Origin of the sequence: Nocardia sp. NPDC006982, from assembly GCF_042869435.1 — a bacterium.
Lineage (GTDB): Bacteria > Actinomycetota > Actinomycetes > Mycobacteriales > Mycobacteriaceae > Nocardia.
Genome location: NZ_JBIAFV010000043.1, coordinates 1 through 18,291, shown reverse-complemented (window position 1 = coordinate 18,291; position 18,291 = coordinate 1). Strand labels below are relative to the sequence as shown.

General features: G+C 63.5%; 20 protein-coding genes and 3 pseudogenes. 13 read left to right on the top strand and 10 right to left on the bottom strand.

The genetic code is table 11. From position 1 onward, the window contains the following. The first annotated feature begins 567 nt into the window (after window positions 1-567). Window positions 568-744, top strand: coding sequence for a hypothetical protein (locus ACFYOW_RS48225; RefSeq protein WP_387298702.1), 177 nt, complete (start codon window positions 568-570; stop codon window positions 742-744). A 233-nt stretch (window positions 745-977) separates the two neighbouring features. Here ACFYOW_RS48225 and ACFYOW_RS48220 read toward each other — a convergent pair whose 3' ends face one another. From ACFYOW_RS48220 to ACFYOW_RS48190, 7 genes and pseudogenes are all read right to left on the bottom strand, one after another. Beyond that, the gene (locus ACFYOW_RS48220; RefSeq protein ID WP_387298700.1) at window positions 978-1,733 is read right to left on the bottom strand and encodes a GntR family transcriptional regulator; all 756 of its coding nucleotides are present in this window, start codon (window positions 1,731-1,733) and stop codon (window positions 978-980) included. A gap of 207 nt (window positions 1,734-1,940) precedes the next feature. Then, the gene (locus tag ACFYOW_RS48215; protein WP_387298698.1) at window positions 1,941-2,132 is read right to left on the bottom strand and encodes a hypothetical protein; all 192 of its coding nucleotides are present in this window, start codon (window positions 2,130-2,132) and stop codon (window positions 1,941-1,943) included. Window positions 2,133-2,354: 222 nt separating this feature from the next. Next, window positions 2,355-4,436, bottom strand: a complete 2,082-nt coding sequence (locus tag ACFYOW_RS48210) for an acetoacetate--CoA ligase (protein ID WP_387298697.1) — start codon at window positions 4,434-4,436, stop codon at window positions 2,355-2,357. An 83-nt stretch (window positions 4,437-4,519) separates the two neighbouring features. Next, window positions 4,520-4,618: pseudogene (locus ACFYOW_RS48205) on the bottom strand (formyltetrahydrofolate deformylase); the annotation flags it as partial. A 346-nt stretch (window positions 4,619-4,964) separates the two neighbouring features. Then, on the bottom strand, window positions 4,965-5,372 hold the full coding sequence (locus tag ACFYOW_RS48200; protein WP_387298694.1) for a cupin domain-containing protein: 408 nt from the start codon (window positions 5,370-5,372) through the stop codon (window positions 4,965-4,967). 21 nt (window positions 5,373-5,393) lie between these two features. Beyond that, the gene (locus ACFYOW_RS48195) at window positions 5,394-5,828 is read right to left on the bottom strand and encodes a nuclear transport factor 2 family protein (RefSeq protein WP_387298691.1); all 435 of its coding nucleotides are present in this window, start codon (window positions 5,826-5,828) and stop codon (window positions 5,394-5,396) included. Continuing rightward, the gene (locus ACFYOW_RS48190; RefSeq protein ID WP_387298689.1) at window positions 5,825-6,751 is read right to left on the bottom strand and encodes a fumarylacetoacetate hydrolase family protein; all 927 of its coding nucleotides are present in this window, start codon (window positions 6,749-6,751) and stop codon (window positions 5,825-5,827) included. The genes ACFYOW_RS48195 and ACFYOW_RS48190 overlap by 4 nt, the downstream gene beginning before the upstream one ends. Before the next feature lie 335 nt (window positions 6,752-7,086). Between ACFYOW_RS48190 and ACFYOW_RS48185 the strand changes: the two genes are divergently transcribed. The 3 genes and pseudogenes from ACFYOW_RS48185 to ACFYOW_RS48175 all read left to right on the top strand — a co-directional run. Beyond that, complete coding sequence (locus tag ACFYOW_RS48185) at window positions 7,087-8,010, top strand: VOC family protein (RefSeq protein ID WP_387298687.1); 924 nt, start codon at window positions 7,087-7,089, stop codon at window positions 8,008-8,010. A gap of 105 nt (window positions 8,011-8,115) precedes the next feature. Continuing rightward, window positions 8,116-8,958 carry an SMP-30/gluconolactonase/LRE family protein gene (locus tag ACFYOW_RS48180; protein ID WP_387298685.1) on the top strand — a complete coding sequence of 281 codons (843 nt, stop codon included), beginning with the start codon at window positions 8,116-8,118 and terminating at the stop codon, window positions 8,956-8,958. Window positions 8,959-9,283: 325 nt separating this feature from the next. Then, window positions 9,284-9,499, top strand: a pseudogene (locus tag ACFYOW_RS48175) (TerD family protein); the annotation flags it as partial. A gap of 47 nt (window positions 9,500-9,546) precedes the next feature. Here the strand turns inward: ACFYOW_RS48175 and ACFYOW_RS48170 are convergent. Both ACFYOW_RS48170 and ACFYOW_RS48165 read right to left on the bottom strand, forming a co-directional pair. Next, window positions 9,547-10,008 (bottom strand): transposase, encoded by a 462-nt coding sequence (locus ACFYOW_RS48170; RefSeq protein ID WP_387298706.1) that lies wholly within the window; start codon window positions 10,006-10,008, stop codon window positions 9,547-9,549. A gap of 412 nt (window positions 10,009-10,420) precedes the next feature. After that, entirely contained in the window at window positions 10,421-11,095 is a 675-nt protein-coding gene (locus ACFYOW_RS48165; RefSeq protein WP_387298704.1) for a transposase family protein, read from the bottom strand. A gap of 416 nt (window positions 11,096-11,511) precedes the next feature. On the opposite strand from ACFYOW_RS48165, the gene ACFYOW_RS48160 reads away from it, so the two are divergent. The 4 genes from ACFYOW_RS48160 (at window position 11,512) to ACFYOW_RS48145 (ending at window position 14,935) form a co-directional block, all read left to right on the top strand. After that, on the top strand, window positions 11,512-12,456 hold the full coding sequence (locus ACFYOW_RS48160; protein ID WP_387298683.1) for an LLM class F420-dependent oxidoreductase: 945 nt from the start codon (window positions 11,512-11,514) through the stop codon (window positions 12,454-12,456). A 38-nt stretch (window positions 12,457-12,494) separates the two neighbouring features. Beyond that, entirely contained in the window at window positions 12,495-13,034 is a 540-nt protein-coding gene (locus ACFYOW_RS48155; protein ID WP_387298681.1) for a dihydrofolate reductase family protein, read from the top strand. Window positions 13,035-13,058: 24 nt separating this feature from the next. After that, window positions 13,059-13,706, top strand: a complete 648-nt coding sequence (locus ACFYOW_RS48150; RefSeq protein WP_387298679.1) for a DUF2461 domain-containing protein — start codon at window positions 13,059-13,061, stop codon at window positions 13,704-13,706. Window positions 13,707-13,897: 191 nt separating this feature from the next. Then, window positions 13,898-14,935 (top strand): RNA polymerase subunit sigma-70, encoded by a 1,038-nt coding sequence (locus tag ACFYOW_RS48145; protein ID WP_387298677.1) that lies wholly within the window; start codon window positions 13,898-13,900, stop codon window positions 14,933-14,935. A gap of 34 nt (window positions 14,936-14,969) precedes the next feature. Here the strand turns inward: ACFYOW_RS48145 and ACFYOW_RS48140 are convergent. Further along, window positions 14,970-15,322: pseudogene (locus ACFYOW_RS48140) on the bottom strand (IS110 family transposase); the annotation flags it as partial. Between the two features lie 1,031 nt (window positions 15,323-16,353). Between ACFYOW_RS48140 and ACFYOW_RS48135 the strand changes: the two are divergent. The 5 genes from ACFYOW_RS48135 to ACFYOW_RS48115 all read left to right on the top strand — a co-directional run bounded on the left by ACFYOW_RS48135 (window position 16,354) and on the right by ACFYOW_RS48115 (window position 18,158). Beyond that, complete coding sequence (locus ACFYOW_RS48135; protein ID WP_387298675.1) at window positions 16,354-16,524, top strand: hypothetical protein; 171 nt, start codon at window positions 16,354-16,356, stop codon at window positions 16,522-16,524. A gap of 211 nt (window positions 16,525-16,735) precedes the next feature. Continuing rightward, window positions 16,736-16,924, top strand: a complete 189-nt coding sequence (locus ACFYOW_RS48130; protein WP_387298673.1) for a hypothetical protein — start codon at window positions 16,736-16,738, stop codon at window positions 16,922-16,924. A gap of 45 nt (window positions 16,925-16,969) precedes the next feature. Continuing rightward, window positions 16,970-17,548: a site-specific integrase gene (locus ACFYOW_RS48125; protein WP_387298672.1), complete on the top strand. Its 579-nt coding sequence runs from the start codon at window positions 16,970-16,972 to the stop codon at window positions 17,546-17,548. Window positions 17,549-17,581: 33 nt separating this feature from the next. Next, entirely contained in the window at window positions 17,582-17,845 is a 264-nt protein-coding gene (locus ACFYOW_RS48120; protein ID WP_387298670.1) for a hypothetical protein, read from the top strand. Continuing rightward, window positions 17,820-18,158 carry an oxidoreductase gene (locus ACFYOW_RS48115; RefSeq protein WP_387298668.1) on the top strand — a complete coding sequence of 113 codons (339 nt, stop codon included), beginning with the start codon at window positions 17,820-17,822 and terminating at the stop codon, window positions 18,156-18,158. Before ACFYOW_RS48120 ends, ACFYOW_RS48115 begins: the two co-directional genes overlap by 26 nt. The last annotated feature ends 133 nt before the right edge of the window (window positions 18,159-18,291 follow it).

Below are 18,291 nucleotides of genomic sequence, written 5' to 3'. Positions count from 1 at the left end.
ATCTCACGGCATCGACACACCCACTCCGGCAACGACTTTCAGCCGCAATCGTGACAGCGGCGATCACCCCTCAGCACTTATGAAACACGCCCTAGTCGTCGCACCCAGCTTTGCTCCGGCAGCATCGTCACAGTTACGCCGCAGGCTTTCACCGTGACCTCCTCACCGGCACGCTTAGCCGACTACGGAGCCGACCACCACAAGGGTTGTCGTGCACTGTATCCCGGCCCATATCCACCAGATTTGAGCCGGTGCCTCGCTTACAAAGCTTTACCACTGGTTTCTCTCGTATACCGTCCGATCTTGCTTGCCGAACCCGGTCCGTCTGGCAATGCCGAACCGTCCCGGCTTTGTCAGCGCTGCTTCCTGCCCTCACCGACGTCTCCCGGGTCGGACTGCACTCCGCTTCTACCAGGCTGCTGCGACAACCCAGCGAGAAGTTCTTCCACCTCCTTCGATCCCTAGCGCCTCACGGCGCAAATCAAATTCGGGCCAGACCCCGTTCCCGATGACCGTTGACAACTGTTTCTCGGCGGGCAACTCGGCCATACGGCCACCATGGAATGCATGCCGTCGACCACCGGATATGGCGTCACCTGGAAAGCGAGCGGGCCGATCACCACGGTCCAATGGAACGGAACCACCAAGCTCACATTCGACGGACGAGCCGAGAGCAGCACCTCCACCGCCAAATCCATGACACCTGAAACCGCAGTAGTCGACCACGCAGGCGTGTCTCTCTGACTCATTGCGGCGTTCGCCTGCGTGTCAAGCTCAGTTGAGCCCGCCACTTCACAGCAATTCGACCTGACGCGGGGCAAGAGACGGACCGATTCCCTGTGAGGACTTCCACCACCATGTCGATCACCGACAATGATCGGATGGACTCGACCCAGCCGCGCTCGCGTGGCGGCAAGCGCCGCAGTTTCACCCCGGCAGGATGTACACAGTTCATTCAATTGTCGTTTTGTTCGAATTCACGGTTTCCCCGACGATGAGGCGAGACTGAGCGCTTCTCGCACTAAATGAGGGTCATGCCCAGGGTCTAGCTTGGCGATAGTGGTGAGTGCCGTCCGTGCGAGGTGTTCGGCGATCAGCTCACCGCTCTTCTGGACGTCACGCCGACGGGCCGCGTCAAGGATCGCGGCGTGCTCGTCGTGCGCGATGTGCGTGATGTGAGCGAAGGCCCGCTGGTCGGTAGCTGTTTTGCGGTAACTCACCCGATACCGTTCGGCATGGTCCCACAACTCTTCAAGCTGCGTTCTCAGCCGCGGACCAGCTTTGCCGAATAATGTCGTGTGGAAAACGCGATGACTCACCCTGAAGCCGTCGTCGGAATAGGCGTCTGCGGCCAGGGCGGCGTCCATCTGCCTCAGAGCGTCATCCATGACCTCGATATCGGAGGCGGCGAGCAAGGGCACCGAAGCGCGTACTCCCAGCGTCTCCAATGAGATCCGCATGGCGGCCAATTGTTCGAGGTCCAGTACGGTCAGCGCCGCAACACGAAGGCGCCTGTTGAAGTCGCCCTCGAGGAGACCCTCGGTCTGAAGTCGCCGCAACGCCTCACGCAAGGGTGTGCGACTGATATTAAGGTCGGCGGCGAGTCGCACCTGGGAGACGATCTGCCCAGGCCTCAGCTCGGCATCCATGATGGCTCGACGGACGTGCTCGTATGCGTGCCTGGTGCTATCGATCGGATCCGGCCCGCTGTTGTCGATCACGGTGCTCGTCATAACCACCTTCGAAATATGTGTACAGAAATCAGGTTAGTTCGGCAACCAATCCATCATATCGAGGGGAATGGCAGAATATCTGTGCGCATAAGCCTTAATGAGGATCCTTCCTCATTACTAGTCCGGTGGTGCCGATCGACCTGGGGTGGCTGGCCCACCATGTGCGCCCGATCCGTGGCGGTGCAGAGATGCGCAGCCGTTTCTATCTCAACTTGCGCGGCCTGCGCACGCCCGCCCGATCTCGCTCAGGCGGTCCGGGCCGTCGATCGGGGAGCAACCGTCGATCCCGACGAAGTGATTCTCGGTCTCGGCCTGGCTCACGACCTGCTGATGCACTGCGGCGAGGAAATGCGCCACTTGTCGCAATTCCTCCCCGACCTGCACTGCGAATTCGGGCAATGAACAGCGAGTGTCACTACATCGGAGAACGGTGCCGCGAGGTGGCCGACATTGGTCTTATCGGCCTTCTCGGCGACAGGGACTCAACTGATGATGGAGCGGTCGCGCACGGCAACCACCTTCGACTCCGGCGCGCTCTCGAGATGGCCACATCCACCAGGATGCAGCTGAGGAACAACCCCGCGAGGTCGGCTTCGAGGATCGCGCCCGAAGTGCGCTCCGTCATGCACCGTGCCCTCCATGTTCTCCCGATCCGGTCACTGCTTCTCCAACATCGACGCGGGACCGGTACATGGCCGAACGATCGACGAACCACTCGACGGCCTCTGGGTTGGCCAGCGAGCTCGTGTTGATTGCCCGGCTCGGCTCGTAGCCCTGGAACAGCTTCTTGATGGGAACCTCGATCTTCTTGCCCGCATGCGTGACCGGGATCGCCGCGACCTGCAGGATCTCGTCGGGCACATGCCGCGGACTGGTTCTGGATCGGATGGTGTGTTCGATCCTCATGGACAGCTCCGCATCGAGGAGCGTCCCGTTCTCGAGCACCACGAACAGCGGCATGTAGTACCCGCCGTCGGGGCGCTCCACGCCGATCACCAGGGAGTCGCGCACCTCCGCGAGGTGCTGCAACGCCTCGTAGATGTCCGCTGTGCCCAGGCGCACTCCCGCACGGTTCAGCGTGGCGTCCGAGCGCCCGAGCACCACGAACGAGCCATCGTCGGTCTCGAGGATCCAGTCGCCCTGCGTCCAGACACCAGGGAACTGCTGGAAGTACGAGCCGGCGTACTTCGCCCCGTCGTCGTCACCCCAGAACCGGACGGGCATGGAGGGCATCGGTCGTGTGATAACCATCTCGCCGACCTCCTCCACGACGCGCGCACCGTCCTCGTTCCACACCTGTACCGATACTCCCAGTTGCGGCCCCTGCGTCTCGCCGAGGTGAACTGGCTCGAGCGGGTTGGATCCGACGAATCCCGAGCAGATGTCGGTCCCTCCGCTGTCCGAACCGAGATGGACGTCGTGCTTGACGTGCTCGTGCACCCACGCCCAAGTGGTCTCCGGCAGTGGAGAACCGGTCGAGAGGATGCTCCTCATCCGCGTAAGGTCCCATTCCATGCCGGGCTCGAGACCGGAGCGTTCGACGAGCTGCAGGTATGCTGCGCCCGTGGCGAACATGGTCGTGCCTGTCTGCGCGATGATCTGGAACTGCCGGTCGGCACGACCGAAGGTCGGCGAACCCGAGTACGTGACGATGGCCGCACCGGTCGCGAGGGTGTTGACAAGGGTGTTCCAGACCATCCAGGACGTGTTGGCCCCCACGTAGTAGAGATCGCCGCGGCCCATATCGAGGTTCAGCCCGCATCCTTTCAATGCCTCGAGGAGGATGCCTCCATGCCCGTGCACGATGCCCTTCGGTGCTCCGGTCGTCCCCGAGGAGAACAGGACCCAGAGCGGGTGGTCGAATGGGAGGCGCACGTACTCGGCCTCTGCAGGCACGGCGATCGCACTCGCGAAGTCGTCGCGGCGGGTCCCCGCGCCCCTCGTGCCCGCCGTCATCAGACCGGCGTCGGCCTGCGGCCGGAGCGAGCGGAGGAGGATCGTCCGCTCGAGGGACGGCAGTGCGGACTCGATCTCCGTCACCTGCTCGAGGTATCCGAAGTCCTTGCCGTTGAAGCGGTAGCCATCGACGGCGATGAACACCTTCGGCTCCAGCTGGGCCAGGCGCCGTGCGGTCGCTGCGGGCGAAAACTCCGGGGAGTTGATCGTCCACACAGCCCCGATGCTGGCTGCCGCGAGCATGCCGATCAGTGCCTCTGGGACGTTCGGCAGCACGGCGGCCACCCGGTCCCCGGCCTCGACGCCGTAGGACCGGAGTCGAGCGGCGAAGGAGGCGACGGACGCTTCGAGTTCGTGCCATGTCAACGCGGCGCTCGAGTCGTCCTCATGGACCGTGATGACGGCTGCTGTGTCGGCGAGAGCCGCGTTCCTGGCGTGCCGCAGCACGTTCTCGGCGAAGTTCAACCGTGCTCTCGGGTACCAGAGCGCCCCCGGCATCCGCTCCTCCGCGAGCGCGGGGGTGTCGAACCCAGTACCGATGACGTCGAAGTGCTCTCGGACGCTGTCCCAGAAGTCCGACAACCGGTCGATCGACCAGCGGTGGACATCGCGGTAGGTGTGCACATCGACGCCGCGGTGCTCGCCGACCCACCGCATGAACTCCGACAGCCGACTGGTGTCCTGCGCTGCGGCAGCAGGGATCCACGTCGTCACTCGTCGGCGCGCGCGTCGCGCTGACGTGTTCATCGGCACTCTCTCTTTCTCGTCTATTCAGGACGGGCCGTCCCGTCGCCCGGCCTCTCCGGGAGGCTTCGGTTCGGAAAGGGACAGAAGACGATTGTTTCGCGACCGTTGCGCACTACCCGGTCCTCGCAATGCCACAGCACCGCGTGGGAAAGGACCTGCCGCTCGACGTCGGTGCCACGCCGCTGCATGCGCCTCACCACAGTCTTCGGTCAGAAACGGAAGTATGGTGAGAAATGGCTTGCAGTTGAGACCTGCGAATTCGAGGGTCACGCCGCGGTGCATCCGGGCGGTGACTTCGTCGTAGAGTCCTATGTTTCGGATGATCCGAGGGCTTCGGCGTCGATCGAGATGGCCCGCTGCCGTGGGAACATGTCAGCGTGCGCTCGATGACGATCGTCCGCAAGCCGCGTTGTCCGGCGAGGTTCGCAGCTGCGACGCCAGCCGGACCGTATCCGACGATGGCCAGGTCGTAGAAGTCATCGCCGACGTCCGAGGGGACTCGAGTAAGGCGTGGGGTTGCAGCTTCGGTCACCGCGCACGCTCCTGTGCCTCGGCGGGGAACGCGTCGGCTTGATGCTCGACGAGGTGCAGGTAGTCCTTGCGTACTGGGGCGAAGACATCGACGTTCAGTGCGACTTCGTCCCCGATCACGCGGGCGGTGTGCGGCGCGCCGGCGGGGATTTGCAGCACCTCCCCTGCCGAGACCACGTACTTCTGATCGTCTACTTCGAATTCGAGCGTGCCCTGGAAGACGAAGCTGACCTGATCGAAAGGATGCGAATGAGCTGGCGGTGCCACCTCGCCGTGTCCGGGATGGATCCAATTGATAGTGATCAGTGATTCGTCGCCGCGCACCGCTGTGCGAACGAGCATGCCGTCGCCGAGGATTTCCTGCGGCAGCTTGTCGAGCTCGGCGTGAATTACACGATTTGGCATCGTTGCCTCTTGATTGCTGAGTTAGGACGGTTCAAATGGGTCGGATATGGAGATGAGCGCGCGATGCTGGAATCGCCAGCGGCCCTGCGCATCTCGCCGATAGCGATCGCGGTATTCACCCACAAACTCGATCTCGGCAGGTTGTGCGTCGTTCGATACATGGAGTACCAGCATTACTGTGCCCTCCGCCGTGCCGTTTGCGGCTCGGGCGAGCCGGAGGTTGGTGCACTGGTGGTGGGTGCGCCGACCGGGGTTGGTGACCCGCTGGTCCGCCCAGCCCAGGAAAGCTTCCCGGCCTTGAATGACACGCGGCCCGACGGCAAGGCTCCCGTCATCGACATACAAGTCGGCCAGCTGATGCCAGCGCCCGTGGTCGAGCAACCATGAGTGCTCGGCGATCAGCTCCTGAAGTTCGCGCAGATCGTGATCGGCGAGAGTGTGCTGTGCCGTGGTCAATCTTCTACCTCCTGGGAGCCACCTTCAGGACGGCTGACCGGATTGGCCAGGACGCCGACGCCTCCGATCTCGACCTCGACAATGTCACCTGGCAGCAAGAACGTCCGGGGACCATGTGCGCAGGTCACCCCGGCAGGAGTGCCGGTCGCGATGATGTCGCCGGGGACAAGGGTCATCACACGGGACAGGTATGCCACCAACTCGGCAACCGGGAAGATCATCGAACCGGTGTTGGACTGCTGCACGACTTGCCCGTTGACCCGCCCAATTACCGGCAGGTCCTGCACGTCGGCGATCTCGTCGAGTAGAACAAGTGCGGGGCCGGCAGGACCAAAGGTGTCAATTGCCTTCCCACCCGTCCATAGAGGGCTGGCCAGTTGCAGATCGCGAGCACTGACGTCGTTGAACGGCATCACGCCGGCCACGTGCTCCAATGCGCGCTCGGCGCTGATGTTCTTGCCGGGCTTGCCGATCACGACCGCCAACTCGGCCTCGTAGTCGATTTGGTCGGTGATCGCGGGAGGCACGATCGCAGCACCGTCACCGATCAGCGAGTTGGCGAACTTGCCAAAGAACATCGGCTCTTTCGGTGCATCCCGGCCTGCTTCGGCCGCGTGGTCGTAGTAGTTCAGGCCGACGCAGATGAGCTTCTCCGGGTTCAGTACCGGTGCGTGCAGACGCACGCCGTCGCGCGGATATACCAGCCCTTGCTCCCGCAGTTGCTCCTCGTTCTGGGTTGCACTGTCCGCAAGGCGTATCACGGCGTCTTGACCAAGACCGAGAACATCCTTCGCATCGCGAAGGACGTGCCTGCTAAGCCCGGCCAACCCGGCGAGCGCGGAGGCATCGATGAGATCGGTATCCGTCTTGAGTTGCAGAGCCGCACCCGGACCATGGCCGGTGTCGTAGGTCAGTACACGCATTCGTTCCACTTTCTGTTCATTTGCACTACGGCCGCTGGCTGGCGGACTGGCGCCCGGCGAAGTCTTGGTCGCGGACGGGAGCTCGGGATGGTTCGCGGACATGGCTGGAGCCGACGCTCGGTTGTCCCCGGGTCATTCGCTCCACCCACATCGAGTGTCAAAACTCACCTTCGCTTCCATGGAAACAAACTGTATGCAGTTCATGGCGGTTGAGTCAAGGAATCTCCCCAAAGGCCTTGCGATATCCGCAACTACGGGCAGATACTGTCCACAGAAATTGGAGCCTGTGACCGTACTCACTGGATCCTGGAACGAGTCATCAAAGGAGTCATACGGTGGACCGATCACTGGAGCTGGGCTATGTCGGTGTCGAGGTGTCCGACCAGTCGGCATTCGATAAGTATTTGCGGGGGATCCTTGGGCTAATGCCGGGCGAACAGGCCGTCGATGGCGTCCCGACTTACCGGATGGACAGCAGGTCGCAGCGCATCATCGTGCACAATGGCCCGAACGACGACATCGCGTACGCGGGATTCGTCGCGACCGATCGCGCGGCCTACGATACTGTGTTGCACCGACTCGAAGAAGCGGGCTATCCGGTGACGCTGGGCACCGACGAGGAGAAGAAGGCTCGCCGAGTGCACGAACTCGCACACACCACCGCACCGTGGGGAACACGAGTCGAGATCGCACACGGCCTCGCCGAGGCCGCAACGCCATTCTCCTCTGAGCTTGTCCCCGGCGGATTCGTCACCGGAGGGCTCGGACTCGGGCACGCGGTCTTCGCGATTGCGGGAACTAAGAAGGACTTCGAGGCCGCAGAGCACTTCGCCACCGCGGGCCTGGGCATGGCGCTGTCGGACTACATGGAATCGAACATGAAGGGGCTGCAGATCCGCGCCAACTTCTACCACTGCAACGGCAGGCACCACACCTTGGCGCAGGTTTTCGTTCCGCTCCCGGAGTGGCCCAAGACCCTCGATCACATCATGATCGAGACCGTTTCCGAGGATAACGTTGGCCACGCGTTCGATCGCGCAGTGGCAGCCGATGTACCGATCACGCGCGACCTCGGCAAGCACCCCAACGACCGGATGTTCAGCTTCTACAGCGTGAGTCCGGCCGGATTCCAGTTCGAGTTCGGAGTCGGCGGCATCGAGGTGGACGATGACTGGGAGGTCGTCAAGTACGACAGCGTCAGCGCCTGGGGACACCACTCGCGCATTGGGACTGACACCTCCGTCGGCGTTCAGAGCTGATCTGACACGTGAGGGCGGGTGGACATTACCCCAATGCGAGCAATAGTTTTTGAATATCTGTCATGGTGGCGTGATTCCTGAACACGGCGGAAGGCGGGACTTCGGATGAACGAGATCGAGACCCTGGTCGGCGGGCGCGGGCTGGTCGAATCACCACGCTGGCATGGGGATCGGCTGTACTTCTCGGACTGGTCGGCCGGGGAGGTGCTGGCCGTTGACCTTGCCGGGCGATGCGAGATCGTCGTGTCGTTGGATTCGCTCCCGCTGTGCACCGCCTGGCATCCCGACGGCACGCTGATCATCGTGGATTCGCCACGCGGGCAACTGCTTCGGCTACATCCGGACGGAAGTCTCTGGCCGTACGCGGAGCTCACGCGACCGGGTTGGAACGACATCGTCATCGACGGGCGCGGCAACACCTACGTGAACGGAGCCGGGTTCAACCCGATGAGCGGTGAGGACTTCGCACCCGGTGGACTGACGCTGGTGGGCGCGGGCGGTTTCGCCCGGCCCGTCGCGGACGATATTGCCTTCCCGAACGGTATGGCGGTGACAGCCGACAACTCCACCCTGATCGTGGCGGATTCCTACCGAAAATGCCTGGTGGGCTTCGATATCGACCCAGACGGCGGCCTGTCGAATCGCCGGGTGTGGGCGGATCTCGAAACCGGGGTACCTGACGGCATATGCATCGATCAGGACAATACAGTCTGGTATGCCGACGTCCCCAATCGCCGGTGCGCGCGGGTCGCCGAGGGTGGCAAGGTACTGCAGACCATCGACCTGGATCGCGGCGGATTCGCCTGCGCCCTGGGCGGATCCGACGGCCGCACCCTGTTCATCGTGGCCGCAGAATGGCGCGGCATGACCGAGGCGGAGATGGTCACCCCCGGCAGCGGCGTAGTGCTAGCGGTACGCGTCGACGTGCCAAGTGCTGGCTGGCCGTAATCGGCACCGGTTCGGGATATTCCGGCCTTGCTCGCGATTGCGTGGAACCCTGCGTAATTGATGGTCTGCGCGTTGATCGTGTCGAGCCGTTCAGAATGTCCCGGCCCACAATGAGATCGGTTTCCGGCAGTATGTGCTCGCCGAAGTCGACCAGGGATGCTGGCTGCTGTACGAGGGCATCGTCGTGTCGAATCGGATAACGATATTGGCGTACTCAAGACCGGCGCAGAATGCATCGCCCGAGTTCACTATGTTCGTGAATCCCGACACCGAGTGGCTGAACAACCCACCAGCCGATCAATGGCGCGAGCCCGAGGCCGGCTCCAGCGGTCAATCCTTCGGACAGGTCCACAACGCCTACATCCAGGTGATCGATCGCGTCAATGGCGCCGAGCTGGGCCGCTACGATCGCACGGAGGACGCCTCCACAGAGACAGCCATGGTGTTCGGCGAACTGTACCGCCACAGCAGCAAATGGAAGTTCCGTGCGATCGAGGAACGCGCCTCATGTCTGGGCGGCATCACCTGTGACTACGGAGTGACTGCGCTCACCGAATCTGGCTCTGGCGACGATAACGTGACGGCCGTTCAGGCGGCGAGAAGTATCTGTGCTCTGAGGAGATCGAAGTTCGCCCGGCCGTAGCCGTCGCGCTTGAGTCGTTTCACGCGCGTGACGTTGCCTTCGACAGCGCCGGGGCTGTGTTCGGTGGTGAGCCCGTTGATGACGGCAGTCAGGTCGCGGCGCATACCGATTGCGAGGCTGTGCAGTTCGGGTAGGTCATCGGCTCCGACGGCGTCGAGCCAGGCGGGTAGTTCGAGGCCGCGCCGTTGGGTCATGATCTTGGCGAAGGTGCGGACGTGCTGCTGGAGGTGTTCCAGATGGACGCATTCGGTGGTTGCGTTCTTCACGATCAGTGTGTCCTGCTCGGTCAAACGGTCGGGATGGGTGAGTAGCGCCCTGCTGATCTTGCGTGGCTTCGGCACTGCCGCAGCGGTGGGGGTGGGCTTGCGCCGATGTGGGTCCGGGCGGCAGCGGCTGGTGCCAGGCATCCGGAAGGGCTTGAGGTAGCGGCGCACCGTCTGGACGTCTCCGGTGAATCCCAGAGTCCGTAGTTCGCAGGTGATGGTCTGCGCGTTCGTCACGCCCTCGTTCCAACGCCGGTTGACCAGGTCGATGTAGGGGTCGAGCTTGGTGAGGCGGTGCTCGGCCCTGCCGAGCAGTTCCTCCACGCAGGTGGCGTTGGCGAACCGGCGCACTGTCTGACGGTCGAGGTTCAACTCCCGTGAGATGGCCGAGCGGGACAGTCCACGGGCGAGGCACTGCTGTACCGCGGTGTATCGCTCCCAGGTCCGCTCGGCCAGCCGGTAGCTGCGCTGGGGCGCGGCGATGAGCTCGGCCGCGGGCCCGGGCGCGGGCGCGGAAGGCTCCGGTTCGCCCGGGATGGCTTGGGCCGCAGCGGCTTTACGCAGACAGGGATGGTGGGCGGACACGGTCTTCTCCACCGCCTCGCACAGGTTCTTCCACAGATGGAATCGGTCCGCGACTTGAATCGCCTGCGGGGCGCCCGAGCGGATGCCCTCCAATGGCCCCCGCTCTGTCGCGGCACACGGTCCGGATTTCGGGGTGCTCGCGTAGCCAGGCTGCGAGCGTGCCGGCGTCACGGTCGGGCAGCACGTCCACGGGCCGATGATTGTCTATGTTGATCAAGATGGTGTTGTAGGAGCGGCGGCGCCGAACCGCGAAGTCATCGACACCGAGCACTTCGATCCGCCCGGGGGCGGGCAGTGGCTGGGCGCGGATGAGACCGATCAGCACGTCGCGGCAGCATGGCATGGCGAGCCTGGCTGCGAGCCTCGCTCCGGGACGGCCGGCCAGCGCGAGCGCGACGCGGACCAGAGCCTGGGTCAATGGCGGGGTGCGGCGGGCGAATGGTGTGGTCAACCCTTCGATCTGCTCGGAGAACGTGGACTGCGAGCATTCGGGGTTGACGCACTTGAATCGGCGGACACACACGACTACCCGCACCCTACGGCCACCCAGCGGGAGGTCGGCGAGTTGCCGCTGGTAGCGGGCATGGACCCGGCACGAGCGCCATCGGCAGCCCGAGCAGGGCGCCTCACCTGCCTTCCCCCGCACCCGGAACGTCACCAGATCCCCATCCAGGTCGACACCATCCACAGCCTCCTCCGCGAAGTGCGGCAAGAGCACATCAATACACTGCGAAATCCACGCCCGACATCATCTTCGACAGCCCTCCAGACCTCACGCACGACACGCCGGAAAGCGGTTGCCGGGCAGTCGATCCGATTCCCACCACTCCAGGGGACTTACCCACACTCCGACCAGCGCACGTCACGTGATCGTCGCCAGAGCCCACTTTCCACGGCCCGGTGCCATCTGTTGAGCAGCCGGTTGCTTCTGCTCTCCCTCCTCGCGCACCCGCAACTGGCAAGGATCATCGCAGGCCTTGACCTGCGGAAAGTTTCTTTGACGGGCTGGCAGGCGTCTGTATCGGTGACAGAAATCCTCTTCGACCTGAAAGCCGTGGCAGTATGAAATTCAGCCTCTACCTCCCTACCGGGCTCGGGCACGATTTCGCGGGCTACACCGATCCGGTGGCGGCCTATGAAAAAATCACCGCTCTGGCAAAGGCGGCCGACGAATCCGGATACGAGACAGTGTGGGTCGCCGATCATTTCGTCCCGTTCCCGGCCGCCCCGAACTACATTTTCGAAAGTTGGACCACGCTGACCGCGCTCGCCCGCGACACCAGCCGAATCCGGATCGGTCAGATGGTGACGGGGAACAACTATCGCAACCCCGCCCTTCAGGCCAAAATGGCATCCACTCTGGATGTCATCTCGCACGGCAGACTGACTTTCGGCATCGGCGCAGGATGGTACGCAGACGAATACACCGCCTACGGCTACCAATTCGACAACGCCCCTACCCGGCTACGGCAACTCGACGAAGCCGCCCACATCATCCGCTCACTGTGGACCCAGCCGGAAACCACCTTCGACGGCAAGCACTACCAGGTGCGCAATGCGCTCAACAACCCCAAAGGTGTTCAGCAGCCGCACATCCCAATGCTGATCGCGGGCGCCGGCGAGAAGGTCACCTTGAAACTGGTCGCCAAGCACGCCGACGCATGCAACGTCCAGGTGTCGCCGGACGAGCTGCTGCACAAATACAGCGTCCTCGAAAACCACTGCGCGGCGCTCGGCCGCGACTACAACAGCATCACCCGCACCTCCTCCAGCTATTGCATCATCGCCGACACCGATGCAGAAGCCCGTGCACAAGTCCCGCCGTGGGCACCGATGGTCTTTCCGGGTGAGCTGGCCGACTATGGACTCATCGGCACCCTCGACACCGTCGGTGACCGGATCGCCGCCTACGAAGCCGCGGGCGTCGACGAGCTCCTGATCAGCTTTCACAACTCCCTCGACCCGGACGCGATTCGCGACTTCGCCAAAGAGTTCATTCACCCCTGAACCGATCGTCTACCACAACCACACTGAAAGAACACGCAATGCGAAAAGTATTCGAATCCACCCTGATCTCGCTCGACGGCGTAGTCGCCGACCCTGGTTCGTGGGCGATGCCGTATTTCAACGAGGAGAGTCAGCAGGAGGCGCTGAAACAACTCGGCCGCAGCGACGGCATGCTGATGGGCCGAAACACCTATCTCGCACTCGCCGCTCAATGGGCGAACGCCGAAGGAGAGTTCGCTGACGCGATCAACGGGATAACCAAGTACGTCTTCTCCTCGACACTGAAGCAGCCGGTGTGGTCCAACTCCCAACTGGTCACGACAAGCCTGCCGGAGACGGTCGCAAAGCTGAAAGCCGACGGTGACGGCGATCTGACGCTGTACGGCCACGGCCAGCTCAGCCGCGCACTGCTGGAACACAATCTGCTCGATGAGATCATGCTCTCGGTGCATCCGGTGACGGTGAACTCCTCGGGCAGTGAGTTCACCGTGCCAGAGCGGGCTGGGCTGACCTTGCGAGAAAGCCACGCCCGGAAATCCGGCGTCGTCGTGATCAAATATGCCGTCTCGTACGCCTAACGGCCGGTGGATCCAGGAGAAACCATGGCTTTCGCGGGCTGGACAGCAGCAGCAGTGGCGTTCTACGCGGGGCTCGAGCAAAACAACTCGACAACCTATTGGTCGGCCCACCTGACTACCTACCAGTCCGAAGTCCTTGGCCCGCTGGAGCAACTACTCGCTGAGATCGAGGATCTCGGGCCGGGCCGGATTTATCGTCCACGCCGCGACACCAGGTTCAGCGTAGACAAGACACCCTACAAAACCGCGGCCTGTGCGGCGCTGCACAACGGCGGCATCATCCAGATATCGTCGCGGGGCCTCGCGGTGGGAGCGGGATGGCAAACCATGGCGCCGGACCAACTGAAACGATTCCGTGCCCGCGTCGCCGACGAGGTGGCGGGCCGAGACCTGCAAGAGGTTGTCGTGACGCTACGCAACAGCGGCATCGAACTCGAGCCGGGCAACCAGCTCGTGCGGATCCCGTCCGGGTATCCCGCCGACCATCCTCGTGCCGAACTACTGCGGAGAAAGGATCTGTTCGTCTGGCATGAATGGCCGGTCGAGCCGTGGCTGGCAACCGCCGATGCGAAGACCCGAATAGTCGAATTCCTGACAACGTCTCGCCCGTTGGACAGCTGGCTGGCGGCGCATGTCGGTTCCACCGAACTGCGCCGCCCGTCATTCCGCTGACCGCATGCCTCCGCAGCGGCGCGGAGTAGCGAGGAAGCCACGCCGCTGCGGAGCCTGCTGCTTTTCGAAGGTTGAGCGCGAGGACCGCTAAACGCCTGACCTGCGCAAAGTTACCTTTCGTTTGCCGATCAGGTCGACACTTACGATGGTTTCGAAAAGCGAAGCCCGGCCAACGGCAGGAGTGATGACGAATGACGGGCACACGGCAGATTGACGATACCGGGGCCAGGGTAGGGAACGCCGACCGCGTCGCCGCGTCGAACAAGCAGTTCGTCGCCAACACCGAGCGGTACCGTCGTGAGCTGTTGGCCCATTGCTACCGTATGGTCGGTTCAGTGCACGAAGCCGAAGACCTGGTGCAGGAGACCTATATTCGCGCCTGGCGCGGGTATCGGAGGTTCGAGGGCCGGTCATCAGTGCGGACCTGGCTGTATGCCATCGCGACCAACGTGTGCTTGGACACCCTGGGCGAGCATCGGCACCGGGTGCTGCCCTCGGGGCTCGGCGGCGCCTACCAAGGACCGGATGCGCCGCCGGACCCCGAGGCAGGCGCCGGGCTTTCCTGGCTGCAGCCACTGCCGGATGCATTGGTCGCGCCCTTGGCGGGCGATCCAGAGTCGTATGTAATCGACCGCGAATCGCTGCGACTGGCACTGGTTGCCAGTCTGCAATACCTGCCCACCCGGCAGCGGGCAATACTGATCTTGCGGGAGGTGCTGGCCTTCACCGCTGTCGAGACCGCCAAAATGCTCGGCACCACACCGGCAGCGGTGAAAACCGGTCTGCAACGAGCCCGCGCCCGACTCACCGAACTCGACGCGGCCCCCGAAGATCTGATCGAACCCACCGACGCACGAGCTCGCACCCTCTTGGCGGGCTATATCGCCGCCTTCGAGCACTCCGACGTTAGCTTGCTGGAACAGGTGCTGCGGGCCGACGCCACGTTGGAAGCGACGCCGTACAAGAACTGGTACGCAGGGCGGGTGGCCTGCATGCGTCAGCTCGAGAAATACATTCTCGGCTCACCAGAGGACTGGTACATGCTGCCCACCCAAGCCAACGGCCAACCCGCCGCTGTCGCATACCACCGCGATGCGGACGGCCTGCTGGCCCCGTACGGAGTCGCAGTACTGACACCCACCGCCACCGGTGTGACCAGCGTGGTCGCCTTCCAGGACCCGACATTGGTCGCGAAATTCGGCTTCCCGCACACACCGGCGCCTCGCTGATCGCTCGACCCGCGAACCTCCGGAGGCGCGGCAATGCGGCGTCGGCGATGATGTGCGCGTCGCGGGCGTCGGTTTTGGCTTGGCCCGGATACAGATCGGCGATGCGGCCCATCGACAAGCCCGGCAGATAGGCCACGTCGTGGCCGCAGGCGCGGGCCACGGTGACCGGTAGCGCCCCGATTGTGTTGGGTTGATCGACCACGATCAGCACCGGGCCGTGGGCGGCGAGGTGGTGGAACACCGCGCGTAGGCGTGCCTCGTCGTTGGGCAGTGCCTTGTCGAACAACCGCTTGCCGGTCTGTCGAGACCGACGGCGTGGTGTTCGCCTTTTCCCACATCGATGCCGCAGAACACGGCATATGCCTGTGTCACTTCGGTTTTCCTCATCGCATCGAAACGCTTCGGACGGTCGCCGATCCAGCGTCGACGCCCGGCACCCACGTTACGAAAAGACCTACGAGCAGCCCTGTCCCTATCAGCGGTTCGTCGACGCCACCAGCACCCGGCGACACCACCCCCCGGATCATGCGAACGACAGGGGCAAGAAGTCATACCGGGCCTGGCGACCGTGGTCCCGAGTCCGGGACCGCGAACAAGGTAACGGGGAGGGTCGGTGGCCGCGAGCATCTATCAGCCGGGGGGATGGCTGATAAGCGTCGAGCCTAACCGATACACGGTTGCCGCGAGCAGCCAGGGCGTGCGACAGGATCGGCTGAAACCAGCGCGCAACAACACATTTCACGTCACAGCCAGGTCCGCGCCGGTCATGAGGTTGCGGAGTGGTTCCATCGGGCCGCCGCGCTCCCCGGGACGGTTTCGGGAGTCTCTACTCACTTTGCAGCTCGGGGGCTGTGACGATCTACGAGGCCCGTGGTAGTCGAGCTCGACTGGCTGGGCCGCGCTGGCGGCGGGTTGGTTATGAATGTCTGGCATGAAAGTATTTGTGCCGCAAGGACTATCAGATCATCGGTGGCGGTGTTCGCGCCGCGCATCTGTCGAGGGAATAGGAAACGGTTGTTGTTGATCGGCGGATCTATCGTGGGCGTCATCGTCGTGCTGGTGTTGCTTGGTATCGCCGCCGCTGCTCTGGATCCACGTGGTCGCGCGGAGCGGCGCGAGCGTGTCGATTCCGATGTGCACGAGCATGTTCGGCGGCAGTCTCAGTGGCCGAGAACTGATCATCTACACCGACGATAACTCATTGTCTGTCCAGCTTCGGTTGTGCCGCTAGGAGATTCGACCGTCTGCAACGTGGTTCTGATCGCGAACCTGGGCACCGTCTGATCGCGAATCTCGACACTACCTGCTCGGTGGTGGATGTTTGTGGTCGCGAATTTCGACACCACGGGTGTGGTTGCGGTGGCAGGATGAGCGTGCTTCACCGCTGAGGCTGTCCGGTCTGAGCGGACGGCGCTCGGATGAGCGAGTCGCCTATGGCGATCGTGTCGCGGGCCGAGTTGATCGCCGCGATACGCCGTGACGCGCGTGATGGCTTGTCGAACCGGCAGATCCAGCGTAAGTACGGGGTGGGGTACCGGACAGTGAAGCAAGCGCTGGCATCGGCGTGGCCGGCCGAGCGCAAGGAATAAACCCGCGTGGATCGAAGCTGGAGCCGTTCAAGCCGATCATCGACGCGATCCTGGTCGCGAAGTTCGATGCCCCGCGCAAGCAGCGGCACACGTTGACCCGGATCTATCAGCGGTTGATCGACGAGCACGGCATGAGCGATGTGTCGTATCCGGTGGTGGGGCGCTACGTGCGCAAACGCCGACCCGAGATCCTCGCGGCGACCGGGCGAAGGTGTTCATTCCCCAAACCCATCGTCCTGGTGAGGAAGCCGAGGTCGACTTCGGCGACATCACCATCCGCCTGCGCGGTGAGCTGGTCATCTGCTACCTGTTCTGCTTTCGCATGTCGTTCTCCGGCAAAGCCGTCCACCGACCTATTGACCGCACTAACGGCGTGTCTTCCATGAGATCGGCGGTGTGAGCGAGAACTGTGGCCTCCGAATTGGTTCGGTGATTCGGAGGTTCGGTGGATCAGCATTCAGCGCGGCCGGAGGTCGCGGGTCTTGAGGTGGCTCGGATAGGGCGGGTAGTCGCGACCTGCGATACGACGTTGCCGTGGGGGGTGACCGACGGCTCGGGCACCCCGGTGGAGTCGGTCAACGAGTTTCTTCGTGACCTGGTCGCCTGCGGCAGTAGCGTGGCTTCGTGCCGTTCCTACGGTTACGACCTGCTGCGGTGGTGGCGGTTCTTGGCCGCGGTGCAGGTTGCGTGGGATCGAGCCGAGCGCGGTGACGTGCGGGATTTCGTGTTGTGGCTGCGGTCGACGCGGAACCCAGCTCGGGATCGCCGGCGCCCGGATGCTCCGGCGGCGGGTTCGGTGAACGCACGGACAGGCAAGCAGTATCTGGCCGAGGGATACGCGCCCGCGACGATCAACCACGCACTCTCGGTTCTGGCGGTGTTCTACGACTTCCACGTGCATGCGGGCACCGGGCCGGTGGTGTCGCCGGTTCCGCCGCAGTCGCGCAACGGTCGTCGTCTCGATGCTCACCACAACCCGTTGGAGTCCTTCCTGCTGCACCGCCGGGGGCTTTACCGGCAGTAGCAGCCGCAGCGGGAGCCGCGCGCGGTTCCCGACGTGGTCCTCGACGAGTTGTTCGGGGAGCTGGACTGCAATCGGGATCGGGCGTTGTTCAGCATGTTTCTGTCCAGCGGTGCTCGGGCAGCCGAACTGCTCGGCATGACGGTGTCGGATGCGTATCCGGGCGAGGGCCGGATCTTCGTGGCGACCAAGGGGCTCGGCGGGGTCAAGCAGGCGTGCCCGGCCTCGCCGGAGGCGTTCGCGTGGTTGGCGTTGTATCTGGGTGAGCTGGCCGATGACGAGGATCTTCGTGGTCGGTGATTGCGCAGCAGTGCCGAACGCTCGATTCGCTTGTGCGACAGCCACTCCGCAGGGCGCGCACGCGGCCACGACTCTGGCACGATTGATCTCCGGGCAAATGCCGAAACGCTACTCCATGGGATACGTCGGTCAAGCGCTGAGCCTCGGACGCCGCGACGGGCTCATCCAGGCTTCGCGACGCGACGACGCTCCGCTCAACTTCCACAACTCCGGACGGCTTGCCGCGTTCAGCAAGGAATGGATCAACCGGTACGCGAAATATGGTTCGCGCACAGCCAATTACGCGTGGCTGCCGGGCGCCGCATCCCGGTGAAACCGGGGTGACCGCAACTCCTGGGGTCCCGGTAGAACTCGCGCGAAAAACAACGACAATGGCTTGACCAGCGGAGATGTCGGGTTTTTGGTTCAGGCTGCGGCGCATGGTGATTGGTGATTGGGTTGGCTGC

Coding starts and splice junctions, on each gene's coding strand:
- ACFYOW_RS48180 (WP_387298685.1), top strand. CDS start 8,116: ATGAACGAGATCGAGACCCTGGTCGGCGGGCGCGGGCTGGTCGAATCA.
- ACFYOW_RS48115 (WP_387298668.1), top strand. CDS start 17,820: ATGACGAGGATCTTCGTGGTCGGTGATTGCGCAGCAGTGCCGAACGCT.
- ACFYOW_RS48210 (WP_387298697.1), bottom strand. CDS start 4,436: ATGAACACGTCAGCGCGACGCGCGCGCCGACGAGTGACGACGTGGATC.
- ACFYOW_RS48200 (WP_387298694.1), bottom strand. CDS start 5,372: ATGCCAAATCGTGTAATTCACGCCGAGCTCGACAAGCTGCCGCAGGAA.
- ACFYOW_RS48155 (WP_387298681.1), top strand. CDS start 12,495: ATGCGAAAAGTATTCGAATCCACCCTGATCTCGCTCGACGGCGTAGTC.
- ACFYOW_RS48150 (WP_387298679.1), top strand. CDS start 13,059: ATGGCTTTCGCGGGCTGGACAGCAGCAGCAGTGGCGTTCTACGCGGGG.
- ACFYOW_RS48145 (WP_387298677.1), top strand. CDS start 13,898: ATGACGGGCACACGGCAGATTGACGATACCGGGGCCAGGGTAGGGAAC.
- ACFYOW_RS48170 (WP_387298706.1), bottom strand. CDS start 10,008: ATGCCTGGCACCAGCCGCTGCCGCCCGGACCCACATCGGCGCAAGCCC.
- ACFYOW_RS48135 (WP_387298675.1), top strand. CDS start 16,354: ATGAGCGAGTCGCCTATGGCGATCGTGTCGCGGGCCGAGTTGATCGCC.
- ACFYOW_RS48190 (WP_387298689.1), bottom strand. CDS start 6,751: ATGCGTGTACTGACCTACGACACCGGCCATGGTCCGGGTGCGGCTCTG.
- ACFYOW_RS48225 (WP_387298702.1), top strand. CDS start 568: ATGCCGTCGACCACCGGATATGGCGTCACCTGGAAAGCGAGCGGGCCG.
- ACFYOW_RS48220 (WP_387298700.1), bottom strand. CDS start 1,733: ATGACGAGCACCGTGATCGACAACAGCGGGCCGGATCCGATCGATAGC.
- ACFYOW_RS48160 (WP_387298683.1), top strand. CDS start 11,512: ATGAAATTCAGCCTCTACCTCCCTACCGGGCTCGGGCACGATTTCGCG.